Source organism: Facklamia miroungae (assembly GCF_012396555.1).
GTDB classification, from domain to species: domain Bacteria; phylum Bacillota; class Bacilli; order Lactobacillales; family Aerococcaceae; genus Facklamia; species Facklamia miroungae.
Genome location: NZ_JAAXPS010000002.1, coordinates 1 through 17218 on the forward strand (window position 1 = coordinate 1; position 17218 = coordinate 17218).

17 protein-coding genes are annotated in these 17218 nt (G+C 35.4%); 15 read left to right on the forward strand and 2 right to left on the reverse strand.

The features are described from left to right. From HF969_RS01980 to HF969_RS02025, 10 genes are all read left to right on the forward strand, one after another. Positions 1-469 (forward strand): hypothetical protein (locus HF969_RS01980; RefSeq protein WP_168427135.1); only part of this gene is annotated, 469 nt, incomplete at its 5' end. A gap of 1119 nt (positions 470-1588) precedes the next feature. Further along, positions 1589-2542, forward strand: coding sequence for a VanZ family protein (locus tag HF969_RS01985; protein ID WP_245694803.1), 954 nt, complete (start codon positions 1589-1591; stop codon positions 2540-2542). A gap of 31 nt (positions 2543-2573) precedes the next feature. Beyond that, positions 2574-3080, forward strand: a complete 507-nt coding sequence (locus tag HF969_RS01990; protein ID WP_090289104.1) for an RNA polymerase sigma factor — start codon at positions 2574-2576, stop codon at positions 3078-3080. Beyond that, complete coding sequence (locus HF969_RS01995; protein ID WP_090289105.1) at positions 3070-3738, forward strand: zf-HC2 domain-containing protein; 669 nt, start codon at positions 3070-3072, stop codon at positions 3736-3738. The genes HF969_RS01990 and HF969_RS01995 overlap by 11 nt, the downstream gene beginning before the upstream one ends. Before the next feature lie 12 nt (positions 3739-3750). Beyond that, complete coding sequence (locus HF969_RS02000; RefSeq protein ID WP_090289106.1) at positions 3751-4551, forward strand: ABC transporter ATP-binding protein; 801 nt, start codon at positions 3751-3753, stop codon at positions 4549-4551. Then, positions 4544-5293, forward strand: a complete 750-nt coding sequence (locus tag HF969_RS02005; RefSeq protein ID WP_090289107.1) for a hypothetical protein — start codon at positions 4544-4546, stop codon at positions 5291-5293. Before HF969_RS02000 ends, HF969_RS02005 begins: the two co-directional genes overlap by 8 nt. A gap of 13 nt (positions 5294-5306) precedes the next feature. Continuing rightward, positions 5307-5705, forward strand: a complete 399-nt coding sequence (locus tag HF969_RS02010) for a YxeA family protein (protein WP_090289108.1) — start codon at positions 5307-5309, stop codon at positions 5703-5705. A gap of 17 nt (positions 5706-5722) precedes the next feature. After that, on the forward strand, positions 5723-6544 hold the full coding sequence (locus HF969_RS02015; RefSeq protein WP_090289109.1) for a TraX family protein: 822 nt from the start codon (positions 5723-5725) through the stop codon (positions 6542-6544). Between the two features lie 30 nt (positions 6545-6574). Then, on the forward strand, positions 6575-7006 hold the full coding sequence (locus HF969_RS02020) for a GNAT family N-acetyltransferase (RefSeq protein WP_090289110.1): 432 nt from the start codon (positions 6575-6577) through the stop codon (positions 7004-7006). A 44-nt stretch (positions 7007-7050) separates the two neighbouring features. Next, on the forward strand, positions 7051-7545 hold the full coding sequence (locus HF969_RS02025; protein WP_090289111.1) for an AAA family ATPase: 495 nt from the start codon (positions 7051-7053) through the stop codon (positions 7543-7545). Positions 7546-7787: 242 nt separating this feature from the next. Here the strand turns inward: HF969_RS02025 and HF969_RS02030 are convergent, their stop codons facing one another. Together HF969_RS02030 and HF969_RS02035 are read right to left on the reverse strand one after the other, a co-directional pair. Then, positions 7788-9182, reverse strand: a complete 1395-nt coding sequence (locus tag HF969_RS02030; RefSeq protein ID WP_090289112.1) for an alanine/glycine:cation symporter family protein — start codon at positions 9180-9182, stop codon at positions 7788-7790. Positions 9183-9433: 251 nt separating this feature from the next. Continuing rightward, positions 9434-10951, reverse strand: a complete 1518-nt coding sequence (locus tag HF969_RS02035; RefSeq protein ID WP_090289113.1) for a DUF5067 domain-containing protein — start codon at positions 10949-10951, stop codon at positions 9434-9436. 298 nt (positions 10952-11249) lie between these two features. On the opposite strand from HF969_RS02035, the gene HF969_RS02040 reads away from it, so the two are divergent. From HF969_RS02040 to HF969_RS02060, 5 genes are all read left to right on the forward strand, one after another. Continuing rightward, positions 11250-12788, forward strand: coding sequence for a YfcC family protein (locus HF969_RS02040; RefSeq protein WP_090289114.1), 1539 nt, complete (start codon positions 11250-11252; stop codon positions 12786-12788). A gap of 25 nt (positions 12789-12813) precedes the next feature. Next, complete coding sequence (gene pepT / locus HF969_RS02045; RefSeq protein ID WP_090289115.1) at positions 12814-14037, forward strand: peptidase T; 1224 nt, start codon at positions 12814-12816, stop codon at positions 14035-14037. A gap of 79 nt (positions 14038-14116) precedes the next feature. Then, positions 14117-14560, forward strand: a complete 444-nt coding sequence (locus HF969_RS02050) for an 8-oxo-dGTP diphosphatase (protein ID WP_090289116.1) — start codon at positions 14117-14119, stop codon at positions 14558-14560. Positions 14561-15048: 488 nt separating this feature from the next. After that, on the forward strand, positions 15049-16188 hold the full coding sequence (locus HF969_RS02055) for an ABC transporter ATP-binding protein (RefSeq protein ID WP_090289117.1): 1140 nt from the start codon (positions 15049-15051) through the stop codon (positions 16186-16188). 1 nt (position 16189) lies between these two features. Further along, positions 16190-17197 (forward strand): ABC transporter permease, encoded by a 1008-nt coding sequence (locus HF969_RS02060; RefSeq protein ID WP_245694794.1) that lies wholly within the window; start codon positions 16190-16192, stop codon positions 17195-17197. Positions 17198-17218 lie beyond the last annotated feature (21 nt).

Genomic DNA, 17218 nt, shown 5'->3' on the forward strand with positions numbered 1-17218 from the left:
AGTAAAAGTGACTGGGTTACCTGTTGATTATAATACTGGCTATGCAATTGCTGGGGGATATAAATTTCCTGTCGATGGAGTCAAATACTTTGTGGCGGGAGATGGTGAAATCAGTACCAGTGAAGGCTTTGTATTCAATCGTAATGAGGAATCGCGTTTAGCAAGAGTAAAAGAAGCCAATCCGACACCGACACCAACTGTCCCGGATTGGATTCCGGATTGGTTTGATCGTTATCCGGAGAATGCAGTCATCAAACCATTTGATCCCGATATTGCTTATTTTTATTTATTGGGTAAAGAGGACTTCCCAGCCGATGCTTATATGAGTGACTTCGAGTTCAATGATGATGGTTCTTATACTTTGACCATTGCATCAAGAGATAAGATGGTTGATCCAAATACTTCGAAAAAAGAGGCTATCATCGATGTATTTGTTGTATATGCCGATGGGACATATTATAAGAAGTAGAATGATCGTTGAGAGTGACCCGATGGCAATAAGTTTTCTATTTAAGGTGTTTAATGATCGAAAATGTTAGAATACTGGATATTAAAAAATTGTAGAAAAAATCCGCAAATTATTTTCGAACCTTTCCTTTTGATGAATGTAAGCAAGTTTCGTTCACTTATGAACTCGGTAAATAAAAACTTAGGGAATCTTAAACTCGCTTCGAATTTAAGAAAAGTAAAGAAGAGAAAGAATAATAGAAGCGGTAAGCACTTACTATGAAGTAGGTGCTTTTTTATTTATAGATAGGAGCAGTAAATGGGTAAGCTGATGTTATTTGTTTCTTTAAATGGCATAACCTATCAATTTTACTAGCGTAGCTAAATATAGAGCAAGAATAAACTAGCAAAATTTGCCGTCTTTGATGAGCTATTCTAATGGATACAGTTACCATTCTCGTTCTTCTTTGCTTTGTTAATAACTTTACAAAGGCATGATTGATTAGTTTTAATCACATAATCTGTAGCTACTAGCGCATGTCCTCTCCGCGATTCTACTTCAATGACTTGTCCAAAAACTTTTGCCACTGCTGGGCCGTGTAGCTAACATGTCTTCCTTGAATAATCTTATCTATTTTATCTGAAAGTTTAAGGGGAAAAGTCTTTAGGATAAGAAGGAACTAGATGTTTATCAATGAAGTTAGAAAATGATTTGAATAAATTGTTAGCCTTGCCATACCACTTTTAGCAACTGAGCAAAAGCTTATTGAGTAAAAATAGATTTCGTTGATGAACTGACTTTACCAGAAAGTTAAATTTTATTAGTAAAAGCTGGTTTATTGCTGTCCAAAGTCAGTAACATTTTATTATACCGTACAGAAGCTATTATCGTTTTTAAGTGATGTTTGAAGAGACTGAGACGAAAATTTTAATTGGCTGAAAAAAATTAAGCAAAAAATGTAACCTTATTTAAAACTGTTCGTCTAATAATATATAAAGACGATAAAGGAGTTTTTTTATGACATATATTGAAATAATAAAACAAAGTGTAATCATTTTTCCCTTACTAGCTCTTTTGATGACCTTCCCCTATATGCTCTATACCTATAGGAAATACGGAGCCCTCAGCTTTTTTAGGACGATGATTATTTACTCGTTTTCCTTGTATCTATTGACCTGCTATCTGCTAGTTATTTTACCTCTACCAGATTCGTCAACTGTCAGCGGAAGTTACATGGATAAGATTAATTTGGTTCCATTTTCTTTTGTTGCAGACTTTTTTAATGAAAATCCGTTTAGATTGAGTCAACCGAGCACCTATTTATTGGGATTAAAACATTCTACCTTTTTAGTACCGGCGTTTAATGTATTAATGCTAGTGCCATTTGGCAGCTATTTAAGATATTTTTTTAAGTGTAGTTTTAAGAAGGTCGTCTTGTACACCTTCTTACTGAGTTTATTTTTTGAATTAACCCAACTATCAGGATTGTACTTTATCTATAATGCGCCCTATCGACTATTTGATATGGATGATCTGATTCAAAATACAGCAGGAGGAATGGTAGGTTATTTTGTTGCGAGTCTTTTCACTCGAATAATGCCTACACGAGATTTAATCGATAGCGAGTCTTTTGAGAAAGGCAAAAAGGTATCAGGAATTAGATTTATCCTGGCATATGCAATAGATATTCAAATCATAGGTCTTATTAGTAGTTTTAGTATGCTTCCTTGGCTTTTTCTGCTCATATACTTGGGATATTTTACACTGCTTCCTAAGAAAAAAGGAAGCACTCTTGGAATGAAGCTATTAAAATTTAAAATGAGCATTCCAAAGAAAGATCACAATCTTTTATACGTGGTAAGAAGCGTGATGATGCTCTTGTATTTTTATGGAATCCCCTATTCATCATTGTGGACAATCGAAATCATAAACGGAAATGGTGGAACGATAGTAGAATCCGCAGCTGCTTTTGTGTGTTTTATGGTATTTATGATATATATTATTGTGACTATCTATACGATCTTTGCCTATAGAAAGTTTGTGTTTGATAAAATATGTAATGTGAGCTATATTAGCGAGGTTAAATCGGGGTAAAGAAAATAGGGTATGAAAGGAGGATAATTCTTTGGACTTTAATAATATCTATCTGGATTATAAAGATGATGTATATCGATTTATCACTAAACTTTGTGATTATCAATTGGATATAGCGGATGATATTACACAAGAAGTTTTTCTAAAAGCCTATCTCAATATAGAAAAATATCGAGGCGATAGTAGTATTAAAACGTGGCTTTTTACAATAGCCAAGAATACCTTCCTGGATCAGGTTAGAAAGAAACAAATAAAGTGTCAATCAATTGATAACTTAGAAAATTTTGGAATAGCAGACCGACATGATTCGATGAAAGAAAATGAAAATAGAGAATTAATGGAGCTGATCTTAAAAATTATATTTGATTTTCCTGAAACTATGCGACTTGTATTTTTAGCTAGGATATACACAGAGGACTCTTACGAAAAGATTTCAAAAGATAATTGTATATCTGTATCATCTGCAAAAGTTTTAGTATGTCGGGCTAGAAAGAAGTTAAAGAAATCGTTAAAGGAGGAATACCACTATGAAGTATGATTGTGATCTAATTGTAGATTTACTTCCCCTATATGTTGAAGGGGTTTTGAGTCAAACGAGTAATGAGATTGTCGAAGAACACTTAAGAGAATGTGAAGATTGCATAGAACTATTAGAAGAACTTAAAAAGGATAATTCTCTTCGTTTAAAAGAAAAAGAATCTTATGAAACACACGTCAAAGAATATACCGAAAGGGTAAAGAAAAGAAAAAGAATAATTAGGCTGGCTTTAGGCGCACTATTTTTTGTGTGTATAGGTGCAGCATCTATTATGACCTATTTTGCTACCCATGATCCTTTCGAATATATCGCTACTGACATTGCTACTTATCAAGAAGCTAAAGAATATATTAAGGAGGGGAAGGTGCCTAAGATCATGCCGGAAACGGCAGAGCATATTTCGATCATTTACCAAACTGAAGGTAAAAAATTAAATGGGAAATTCCATGTCAATGCCCAAGATATGAAAAAAATGCAAAGTGGGCTCAAGAAGGCAACGGTTGACCACTTAAGAATGGCTACCGAAGCAATTGATGGAAATTATAATGAAGTGAAAAAGACCTTGGAAAAGGAACCAGAAGGCGTGAGATACTATCAAGACGATAGATTTGTCTATGTATTTATACCAGATGGAACCATTTATTATTTTCTTAAGTAAAAGGTGAAATAAATGATAAAATTAGAAAACTTAAATAAGAGTTATAAAGATTCGCATATATTAAAGGGCGTAACCCTTGAAGTGAATGATGGAGAAATTTATGGCTTGATTGGAAAAAATGGTGCAGGAAAGACAACTATATTTAAGATGATTTTAGGACTATCTAAGCTTGATAGTGGAAAACTTATAATTAATGAGAGTAGAACCCGTAAGGAACTAATAGAAAGTAGAAAAAAAATAGGTTTTTTTATTGGGCTTAATTTCTTTGGCTACTTAAATGCAGAAGCTAATTTGAAATACTATTGTCAACTGAAGGGAATTACGAATAAAGGCGAAGTTGATCGTGTTTTAAAAATTGTCGGGCTTGATGGTAATAATAAGGCGTATAAGTCATTTTCCATGGGGATGAAACAAAGGCTCGGAATAGCTAATGCCTTATTAGGTAATCCAGAAACGCTGATATTAGATGAGCCAACAAACGGACTCGATCCACAGGGCATTGCTAATATTAGGAACTTGATAAAACAATTAAATGAGGAACATAAAATGACGATTATCGTATCTTCTCATAATTTGAGTGAGCTTGAAAATACGGCTAATCGTTTTGGAATCGTTCATAATGGTAAGATACTGAAGGAACTGACAAGAGAGGATTTATCTGAAAATAAGGACCGTGTAGAGATTCGAGTAGAAGATTTGGAGAGGGCAAAAAAAGTATTGCTAGAAAACAATATCGAACTACTAGAAGCTAGTATAAAAGCGACATCTCTTGAAAATTATTACTTTAGATTGGTGGATAGAGAAGATGATTGATTATATAGTGGCAGATATCAAAAGAATAATGAAGAAGAATTCCTTTTTGTACGTTGTAATAGGTTATTTATTGCTTTTCTTTTTAATCTATTTTATAAAAAGTGGTCCAACTTATCAGTCGCAAGATATAATTTCAGATATTGAATCGTTAAATGGGTGGTTTCCATTGTTTTGTGGATTAGTCTTGTTCTTGGCCGTCTACTACGATGACTTTAAGGCAAAAACAATGCAGATAGCGATTGGATTTGGAATCTCTAGAAATAAGGTCGTCTTATCAAAAATTATTTCAATCTTTATACTTGTTGGATTAATGATGGCTGTAATATGTCTATTCTTGATTGGAATACCACAAGTATTTGGGAGTCACTTTACAAATAGTCAAATCAAGCAAATAATTTTAAGTGGCGTTACCGAATGGATTCGAACAGTAGGGATGGTATGTCTGAGCATTCCGCTAATTTATTACACACAAAATGTGATAAATGGTGTATTGATTTATATTTTACTAGCCTCAAGATTTGTTTTGTTGATAGGATCCTCAATTTTAGAAAGAGAATTCATTAGGAAAATCTTTGGTGATTTATCTCAGTATCTCTTGACTTTTAATGTTTATTCACTTAAAACCCAAATCATACGCAGTGAGGAGATTTCTTTAGTAAAAAGTTTTATATTAATTTTGTATATTCTTATTCCTATTCTGCTTTCAATCGCAGCTTTTAGGAATAAAGAATTGGAGTTTTAGAAAGGAGAAAAATATGAAAAAAGTAATAGGATTGATCATTAGCGTACTCATTCTATTAGGAGCTGTCTGGGCGAAGGGGTATTACAATGATCGATATGTAGAATCCGGAGTATATTACACACAAATACCATTGGATGAAAAGAATGAGAAGGATGAATGGATTATAGATGATGATGGTAATAAGGTTGAAAAAGGAAAGGAATACCATCTTGTGGCCTATGATGAAAAAGGAAACGAGAGGGAAATAAATTTCTTTAAACGCGGAGAAGCAAGTGATTATTTTTCAGCAGGAATATATATTCAGTGCAGTATGTCAAAAACTATTTTGTTGAAATCAAGTGTGGTGGATAAAAACGAAGTTCCAAAAGTTGCACTGGACAAAATTACGGAAAATGGAACAAGAATAAATTAGAATAAGGTGGTTAAAAGATGGAAAAGGATATAAAAAAAGACGGAATCACTGGTTACCAACTAAAAATGATTGGTGTCATTTTGATGGTATTTGATCATATCCATCAGATGTTTTATTATGCAGGCGATTTAGAATGGCTGCGAATCTTAGGTCGACCTGTCCTTCCTATTTTTTTATTTATGTGCGCGGAAGGCTATTATCATACACGTTCAAAGAAAAAATATGCATTACGCTTACTGATAGCAGCAGTTGCGATGCGTATTGGTACATCGACGATTAATACGCTTTTCCCTATTACTAAGTATGAAGTCAATCTAATGAATAATGTTTTTTATACAATGTTTGTATCCGTTATTGTTATGATGGCGATCGATAGCATCAGAGAAAAGAAGTTTTTAAAAGCAATATTATTTTTTGCAATCCCACTTTTAGGTGATGTGCTATTAAATGTTGCCATTTTCACTGGGAATGTTTCTTTGATATCGATTGTTCTTTTTCTACCAATGTATCTTGCAGTAGAAGGTGGATTTACAGCCGTAATATTGGCAGTCCTTTTTTATGTATTTAGAGAAAATAGAATGAAGCAATCTATTTGTTTAATTATAGTGTCATTTATCGGTATTGTCTTGAATTTTGTGTCGAAGGGATTTTCTATTTCTTTTGTAGACCTATTTACACAGAATATACAATGGATGATGGTCTTTTCATTAATACCCATTTCTCTGTATAACGGTCAAAGAGGGAAAAGCTCAAAATACTTTTTCTATATTTTTTATCCCGCCCATATATTTGCACTATACATAATAGCGTATGTACTGATAAAAAATGGAGTGTTGTAATATATTGAGATTGTTTTTTAGAGGTGTGGAATGAATATAAAATTTATACAGTCAAATGAAATAAAAATTTCTTTAAATGAAGAACAAATCGATCAAATTTCTTCACCTGATATAATTAGAAATGGGTGTAAGCAAAAAGACGTCATAGCCTACGATATTTTTGACGATGATGAATTAGTAGGCTTTGCCATGCTTAAACAATTTAGCAGAGGGAGCTGGTTTCTTTGGAATTATGCCATCGATAAAAAATTTCAAGGGCTAGGACTAGGTTTTAGGGCTTTAGAGATACTGTTAAAAATAATGAAAGAAAATTTTTGTGCATCTGAAATTACTACAACTTATCGCTATGGGAATGAAAGAGCAAAAAATTTATATAAGAAAATTGGATTTGCAGAAATTGATAGTGTAGATGAACCTAGCTGTCGTGAAGTGAACATGCTTCTTGAGTTAAAGAATGTATGATAAGCAGAATAAGATTTTAAATTACGTCTAAGGAGAAGAAAGGCATGCGGAAGTTAATCATCATCAGAGGGAATTCGGGAAGTGGGAAAACAACTTTAGCCAAAGAACTCCAAAAAGCCTTCGGACCGAATACATTAGTGATTTCGCAAGACACTATTAGAAGGGAAATGTTGCGTGTTCATGACGGCAATGGTAGCGAAACAATTAAACTGTTGAAGACGTTGATTGAATATGGCCATTCAAACAACAAAGTAACGATTCTCGAGGGGATTCTTAATTCAAAATGGTATCAATCGCTTTTTGAAAAGGCCGAAGAACTCTATGGTCCAGAAAATATCTTTGCTTATTATTACGAATTACCTTTTGAAGAAACTTTTAAAAGACATCTAACCAAAGCCGAACGAAATGATTTTGGTGAGAGAGAGTTAAAAAGATGGTGGAATGAAAGGGATTATATTGAATGTATCAAAGAAGAAGTGATCACTAAAGAGATAGAAATTGAAGAAGCAGTTAAAATGATTGTTGCTAAAATGAATTAGCATAATTAATTTGTTACTCAAATGAATATTAATGGAAAGACGGTTGAGAAGCTGCCAAGTTGAATTAATAATTAAAAAGTTGAAGGCTTTTTCAAAACATAAGTTCTAGGAATTTGACAGGTTCTTAAAATTTGCTCTAGTTAATAACTGTAGGCATTCACTTGTTTCATTCCACAGATAAAGACCTCAAATGTTGATTTATCTCAACTTTTGAGGTCTTTTTATTAAGAGAGATAGTTGAACTAACCTATTTCCTCTCGGATGAACTCTTGACCAGCCTTGTAGCTATCGAGAATGCGCTTAACTTGACTTGCTAGGAATAGGAGAGCGATCATGTTAGGGAAGACCATTAAGCCATTAAAGAAGTCGGCCATTTTCCAAACAAAGTCAACTTTTTGTGTTAAAGAAGATCCTAATACGATAAACAAAACAACTAGGATCCGATAAGGCAGAAGTCCTTTTTTACCAAATAAATAACGGATATTAGTTTCACCAAAGTAATACCAACCCACAATCGTAGTAAAGGCGAAGAAGGTTAGACAAATAGCAAGGAAGATAGTTCCATAGGTACCGAATGCAGTGGAGAAAGCATCCTGGGTAACTAATGGCCCTGCTAAACCTTTTTCATGCGCTCCTGTCACCAAAATGACCATAGCTGTGGCAGTTCCAACAACGAGTGTATCAACGAAGACACCGACAATGGCAACTAGCCCTTGCTCAGCCGGATGCTTTACATTAGCAACTGCGTGGGCATGAGGAGTAGAACCCATACCTGCTTCGTTAGAAAAGAGACCTCTAGCTACACCAAAGCGGATGGCTTGTTTTACAGTGACCCCGATAGCACCACCCATAACAGAAGTTGGCTTAAATGCTTCCACAAAGATTGACTTGAATGCAGGAACTACTTGATCACCAAATTTGAACATGACAACGATTACACCTACGATGTATAGGGCAGCCATAAATGGTACTACCATTTCGGCAAAGTTAGCAATTCGCTTCATTCCACCCATGAAGACGAGCGCTGCGGCAATAGCAATGCCTACCCCAATAAAAATTGGATTGATGCCTGTCGCTTCGGTGACAGCGGCAGAAATAGAATTTGATTGCACCAAATTACCAATAAAACCTAAGGCCAAAATAATCGCTACTGAGAAGAAACCAGCTAAAAATTTAGCAAGGGGCTTATACTTTAAACCTTTACTAATATAGAAAGCAGGACCTCCTACATAGTCACCATCGCGAACTTCACGGTATTTCTGTGCTAAGACTGCCTCTCCAAAAATAGTTGCCATACCTATAATACCTGATATCCACATCCAGAAAATAGCTCCTGGTCCACCAGCCATTATAGCTGTTGCAATTCCAGCGATATTTCCCGTTCCAACCTGAGCAGCAATTGCGGTTGCAAGTGCTTGAAACGATGACATCGTACCTGCTTTATCTTTTTCTTTATCTCCAAAAACGCTTCCGAATGTTTCTTTAAAAGCTCTTTTGAAGTAACGGATTTGAGGGAATCCTAGATATATAGAATAAATTGATCCAACAATCATGAGAAGAATCCAAAGCACATCATCCCACATTATGTCACTCGCCTTAGAAATTCCTTCAACCAAAGAATTTAAAAATGCATCCATCTCTATCACCCCTTATTTTTATTCAATTAAATTTTAATTTAGCAAAAACGCTATGTCAATAAATTATTGAAAGCGGAAACAAATTTTGTTAAATATGCTAGTTAGATGGCTTAAAACACAGCATTTTGACTAAATATTTTTTATTATTTAGAAAAATTATCCATTGCTCAGCTAATTAGTTTAAAATTATAGCTTAAGAAAAAGAATCTATCCCATCAAATGAGATAGATTCTTTAATGATATTCTAATTATTACTGAACTATTTGAAATGTCTGTTCATTAGCGTCTTCAAAGGTTTCCCAATTTGATTCTGTTTGTAAAGCTAGGATAACCTCTTCCTCATCATTAAGGATTTCAATTGTATCATTTTCCACCACTTGGTAGTGAATATTTTCTATTTGAATGGCATTAGCAACTGGCTCAGTCGTTTTCGCTATTTGAATTTCGACTTCTTCAGATAATTCAAAATCTGTTAAATTTTTAATCTCAAGCCCTAATTGATCAGCTACATCTTGACTAGGATTTAATAAATAGATCGTATTAAAGTCAAATAGATAGCCGTGATTGCTTTCATCAAAATATAGAGCACTTTGCTTAGGATGTTTAAGAAGACTTTCGATTTGCAGGTCAAAATCAGTGATCGCGTCATCTTCTAAAATTGAAATATTCAATGGTGATTCAAGATCTTGTAATTGATAATAGGCAGTTACGACTGTCTCTTCTCTTGGTTTAACTTCTTCAAAGGTTGGGAAACTTTGTTGATTTGGATCTAATTGATAGTTCCCTGGTTCTAATTTTATAGTGGAATCTTCTTGAGATTGAGAGACGAAGACTTGCTCATCCCAATTGTGTGCATAATCTTTCACTATTTGATTAGAAGTATTTTTGAATTCATATTTTACTACTAGCATTGGTAATTCTTCATCTTGATTTCCAGCAGAATTTGGTGCTAATAAGGAGATGTATTTAATGAGATACTCACCAGTTTCCGTTTTGAACGTATAATGAAGTGGTAAAGTTTCTTTTTGATCTTGAGAAATTTCTTTTTGATTGTTTAAATGGTGAGCGAGCTGTTCATATTTGGGTGAGCTCTCACTTTCATCTTTGTTCTGATTTTTTGGATCGGAATCAGATGTACTGAAGATTTCTGGATATAATTTTTTGAAATTGTTATAGGGCATTGTGATATCTCCCCCGGTAGGCAGTTTAATTAAGTATCGAATCGCTGCTTCGCGTACAGCACCTTCCGGAAGTTTTGCCAACATTTCATCTGTTACACCATAATAATGTAAAGAATAAAGGTATTCGTCATAAAAACCTTGATCTACTTTTTCAGCCGCTTCCGCATAAGTATAGGATAGCCCCTTATCTTCAGAACTAGATGGGTTCTTCTCAGTGCTTGTTTGCGTATTTGAAACAATCGAAGGATATAACTTTTTGAAATGAGCGTAGGGCATTGAAACATCCCCGCCAGTGGGTAATTCAATTAAATACTGGATCGCTGCTTCACGTACAGCACCTTCCGGTAGGTTGGCAATCATTTGGTCCGTAACGCCGTAATAATGTAGAGAGTAGAGGTACTGATCGTAAAAATCTTCATCAACTTTTTTTGCGGCTTCCTCATAAGTATAGCTTAATCCGTTATCTTTATTCTCAACCTTTGTCTGGTCCGCTTCACCTGTTTCTTGGGCACAGATACCGATAGGTAAACTAGATGCTACAAGAGAGAGGATAGCAAGGGTAGGCACTAATTTATTTCTTAATGACATGACAGGACTCCTTATCGTTTTAATTTTATTATTTATATTTTAACATATTATTTACAGCTTTTTATTTATATTTTAACTATAACTTCATAATAAAATGCGATTGACGCATATATATGTAAGCGTTAAACTTAATGTGCAGTTTTTAAAAGAGGATCGCTTTAGTGAGCCCTATCAATCTATCTGAAACCAGTTAACGATTCATCCAGGTAGAGTCACTAAAGTGGTAAGGAGCGGTGCCTATGGGTAATTAATAAAGCGTAAGTATTTATTTATTTTTTAATTATAGGAGGAATTATTTATGTCGGAAGAGACAAAGAAAAATCAAGTTATTAAAAAGAAAAAGAGAAGTTTCCCAACGGCTTTTACTGTTTTATTCTTAATTCTAGTGTTATCATCGATTTTAACTTTTTTAGTTCCTGCGGGATCTTTTGATCGTTTACGCTACCAAGCTGAAGATAACACTTTTGTCAGAATAGCCATTGATGGCAGTGAAACAACGATGCCTGCCAGTGAGGAAGTTCTAAAAGAGAATAATATTACTGTTCCTTATGAAAATTTTGTAAATGGGAAGGTAACAAAGCCTGTAGCAATCCCGGGCACTTATCAAGAAATGGAAAGTAAACCACAAGGTTTTGTCGATATTCTTAAAGCACCCATTATTGGGGTGGCGGAAAGTATCGGAATTATTACCTTTGTTTTAATTTTAGGTGGAATTATTGAAATCTTAAATAAGACAGGGGCTTTTGCCGCTGGAGTTGGAGCATTATCTAACAAAACGAAAGGCAAAGAATTTGTCCTTGTTTCAATTATTTTATTCCTAGTTTCTTTGGGAGGAACAACCTTCGGTTTTGCTGAAGAAACGATTGCTTTTTATCCAATTCTAATGCCTATCATTTTAGCTTCAGGTTATGACGCCATAGTTTGTATTTCGGCTATTTTCTTAGGTTCCGCGGTAGGTACCATGTTCTCTACTGTCAATCCTTTCTCAGTAGTCGTTGCTTCGAATGCGGCTGGAGTATCTTTAGGAGCTAGTCTACCTTATAAAATTGTAGGTGTAATTGGAGCTACCCTCATTACCTTGTTTTATATACGTCGCTACGCTGTTAAGGTCAAAAATGATCCTTCTCAGTCAATTATTGCTGATGAAATGCCAGCTATTCGCGAACGTTTCTTGGAAGGGATTGATACGAATGTAGTACATGCGTTTGATTGGCGTAAAAGTGTGAGTTTAATTATTTTTGCTTTAGCTTTCGTTGTAATGATTTGGGGCGTCACCAGTCAAGATTGGTGGTTTGAGGAAATGTCCGCCTTATTCTTATTCATCGGAATCGTTGTAATGATTATTTCAGGTTTATCTGAAAAGGAAGCAGTTTCTACTTTCTTATCAGGTGCGGCAAGTTTGGTCAGTGTGGCGCTGATTATTGGGGTGGCACGTGGTATCAATATCATTTTAGATAACGGTATGATTTCAGATACTTTCCTATTTCAAGCCTCTGAAATTATTGGTAAGATGAATGGTTTTGCCTTTGCTGTGGTACAAATGATTTTATATACTTTTTTAGGTATTTTTATTCCATCTTCATCTGGTTTAGCAACTCTTTCGATGCCGATTATTGCACCTTTAGCCGATGTGGTGAATGTTGGACGTGATGTGGTTGTTTCAGCTTATAACTACGGTCAAGGTCTCATGGCTTTTATCACACCGACAGGTTTAATTCTTGCAACGCTTGAATTAGTCGGAGTTACTTATGATAAATGGTTAAAATTTGTCTTACCATTAATGATCATTATTGGACTATTCGCCATTGCTATGCTAGGACTACAGGTAATGTTCTAACAAAAATAAACTTGGAGGAGAAAGAATGAATAAAAATATCGAAAGATTCTATAAATATATTAGCATTGATTCGCAAAGTGATCCAAAATCGGACACTGTGCCCTCTTCACCAGGACAAATGGAATTGGGTAAAGTAGTGGTTGAAGATTTAAAGGAAATCGGTATAACAGATGTTGTCCAAGACGATCATGGTTATATTTATGCCACGATTCCTGGAAATGTCGAAGGGGTCCCAACCTTTGGTTTAGTTGTTCACTTGGACACAGCCGTCGAGATGAATGGTAAGTGTGACAACCCTCAGATCGTAGATTACAAGGGCGGCGATATCAAACTAAATGACCAATTTACTATGAAGGTTGAAGATTTTCCCTTCTTAGAAGATTTAGTAGGGGAGACGTTGATTACAACAGATGGAACGACATTATTAGGTGCGGACAACAAGGCTGGAATTGTTATCTTATTGGCTGTTGCTGATCATTTATTAACCCATCCTGAAATTCCACACGGCGATATTCGTTTAGCGATAACGCCGGATGAAGAAATTGGCCGTGGCCCAGCTAAATTTGATGTAGAGCAGTTTGGCTGTGACTTTGCCTATACAGTAGACGGTGGCTTAATCGGCGGAATGGAATACGAGAATTTTAATGCGGCGAGTGCTTTTATTAAGATTCAAGGCAAAAATGTTCATCCGGGATCAGCTAAAAACGTGATGGTTAATGCCTTGCGTATTGCACTTGAAATTGAGAGTATGTTACCCGGTGAACAAAAACCCGAATATACGGAAGGATATGAAGGCTTTTTCTTATTAGATGTTATCGAAGGCAATGTTGAAGAAGCCAGAATGGAATATCTTATTCGTGATCATTCTATTGAAGCTTTTAACCAGAAGAAAGAAATGATGGAGGACATTGTTGCTTTCTTAAACAAAAAATATGGTGACAATATCCAGCTAGAAATCGAAGATACCTACTACAACATGCGTGAGAAAATTGAACCCCATATTGAAATTATTAATATGTTAGAACAATCAATGGTAGATGCCGGAGTTGAACCGGATATCAAGCCAATTCGTGGAGGATCTGATGGCGCGCAATTATCTTATAAAGGCTTACCATGTCCCAATATGTTCACAGGTGGCTATAACTTCCATGGACGGTATGAATTCCTTTCTATTGATCAGATGAACAAAGCGATTGAAGTGATTATTAAGTTAGCTGAAAATAATGTGAAAATGCATCAAGAAAAGTAAGTCTGTAAAAGTTTTGATAGATCGTATGTTATGTATGTTATTATAATTAGCCAAAATGTTCTTGCTGGAGGAATGATGGGTGTCAGAAACAGTGGTTTTTATGAATATGTGTATGATTTGCCAAGGCGATCAAGTCCTTGTAATGGATCGAAAAAATCAGGATTGGCCCGGAATTACTTTTCCAGGTGGTAAGGTTGAATATGGAGAATCATTTGTCGATTCTGTTATTCGTGAGGTAAAAGAAGAAACAGGATTGTTAATTTCAGGTCTCCATCTAAGTGGCATTAAACATTGGATGGATGACAATCAGAGATATGTAGTCTTTCTATATAAAGCTACTGAATGTGAAGGAAGAATTTCTTCTTCAACAGAAGGTGAGGTTTGGTGGGAAAAGCTAGCAAATCTGCCAGCCTTAGATTTAGCGCTTGATATGCTAGATATGATCTGTCTTTTCACTGGGGATGGTATAAATGAATTCCACTATCGATTAGAAGATCAAGAGTGGAAAAAAGAGTTAAAGTAGGGCAAAGATTCATATATTTTTATATATAAATATAAAACGGTCAGAAAGAGAATCCTCTCACCCCCAATAAAAGAAGGCAATCTAAAGTCTTGACCTTAATTAAACCTACCAATATATTTTATACTATCGTGAAAGCTTTTCGTAATAGTGAGGCAATTTATTTATCATATATATATAAGAGGAAAAGACTTTTTCCTAAAGATGAAGAGCTCCTTAAATCCAGACTAGGATTTAGGGAGCTCTTCATCTTTGCTTGAGAATATCTTTTTATTTGATAAATTCAAACCATTTGTGAAGACCGTATAGATAATAGTGGATATGTAAATTTATTGTTAAGCTAGTTTTTAAAAATTTACAATAGGAGTGCAAATTTTACATGAAAATTACCTAGAATTTACAATCGCTTGGTACACTTTGTAGGTGTTAGTGAATTATTGAATTATTTTAGTAATTTATTAATTTATAAAATGTTTCTTAGGAGGACAGAAATGTCAGGTATTGAATTGAAAAATATCTACAAGGATTATGTCCCTGGTATTCATGCAGTAACCAATTTGAACTTAGTTATTGAAGATGGGGAATTTGTGGTTTTAGTAGGACCTTCAGGATGTGGCAAATCAACAACCCTGAGAATGATAGCCGGTCTGGAAGATATTACTGCTGGTGAAGTTATGATTGGAGGTCAAGTTGTTAATAATATTCATCCTAAAGACCGTAATATTGCCATGGTTTTTCAAAACTATGCCTTATATCCTCATATGACTGTTGCTGAAAATATGGGTTTCGGACTAAAAATGAAGAAAGTGGATCATGGAGATGTTAATAGTCGGGTGAAGGAAACTGCCAAATCGATTGGTTTGGAAGAATATTTGGATCGTTTACCAAAAGAATTATCTGGTGGCCAACGTCAAAGGGTCGCACTAGGCCGAGCGATCGCTCGGCAACCGAAGGTGTTCTTAATGGACGAGCCTTTATCCAACTTAGATGCTAAATTAAGAGGTCAAACCCGGGCTGAAATTATTGAATTGACACGTGACTTAGGTATCACCACCATCTATGTCACTCATGACCAAGTAGAAGCTATGACCATGGCTGACCGGATCGTGATAATGGACAAGGGCTTTATTCAACAAGTCGGCAGTCCAAGAGATTTATATCTTGAGCCCGTTAATAAGTTTGTTGCTGGCTTTATGGGGTCACCTGCCATGAACTTTATTGATGTTAAAGTGACTTCAGAAGGTCTTGAAAGAGACAACCTATCCATGAAGGTGCCCCAAACGATGTTGGATGATTTGGTTGCTAAGGACTATTTGAATAAGACCGTAACTTTGGGCATTCGACCTGAACATTTTCATTTGGCTAGAAAAGCTCCTAAAGCCTTGCAGGGCTTTGCTTGTAGGGCACCTATTAAGCTGGCGGAAATGCTAGGGTCAGAGACTTTAGTGCATTTTGACTTAATTGGACAGGCAATGGTTGCGAAGTTATTCACCATGGAACCTTTTGAACGTTATCAAGAAGAAAGTTTTGTTTTAGATTTTGAACATATTCATTTCTTTGATCATGACACTGAACAAAGAATTCCGATACAAAGGCTTGACCCAGCTTTCTCTATCGAAGAGGAGGGATAATGTGGAAAAGGAAAAATCGAAAATGGATAATTGGTTTCAATTTAAAGGTTCCCACCAAGTAGAGAAAAAACCAGTGGACCCACACTTTCGGCCTAATAAAAGGACTTGGAAACAAAAGTGGCAGAAGTATGGTGTCTTCTATTTGATGTTGTTACCAGCCATCATCTTTTTCTTAGTCTTCTCATACTGGCCGATGACCGGAGTGGTACTCGCTTTTCGCAAATTCACTTTTACCTCAGGTATGTATGGAGCCGATTGGGTTGGATTAGAGTATTTTAAAAACTTCTTTAATGACCGAGAATCTGGGATGTTCGTTCGTAATACCTTAATTATTTCTTTGATTAAGTTGTTTCTCTATCTTCCATTTCCAATTATGCTCGCTTTAATGCTGAATGAAATTCGCAAGCCTAAATTAAGAGGGTTCTATCAATCAGTTTCCTACCTTCCTTATTTTATTTCTTGGGTGGTTGTTGTAGGAATAATCAGTCGACTCTTTGCTCCTGATACAGGTTTAATCAATGTTTTCTTGCGGGATTTAGGTCTCAGTGATGGAAGTAAATTTTGGATGATGGATACCGGCTTCTTTTATCCAGCAGTCTTTATTTCTTACCTTTGGAAGAATATTGGCTGGGACTCGATCATTTACTTTGCAGCGATTATGGGGATTTCTCCTTCGCTTTATGAAGCAGCTGCCATTGATGGAGCTAGCCGACTTCAGCAAACGAGACATATTACCTTGCCTGGAATCAGAGGGACTATCATGATTCTCTTTATTCTTTCATTAGGAGGGATCTTGACTGCTGGCTTTGATCAAATTTATTTGATGCAAAACCCAGGAAATTACACTGTATCAGAAACCATTGATACGTATATCGTAAAGACCGGTTTAGAACAAGCTAAATACGGGCCTGCAACTGCTGTTGGACTCTTGCAAGGGATTGCTGGATTAGTCTTAACAGTCATAGCCAACAAAATGGCTGATAAATATGGAGATAATGCCGTTTGGTAATACTCAATAAAAATTAAAAAG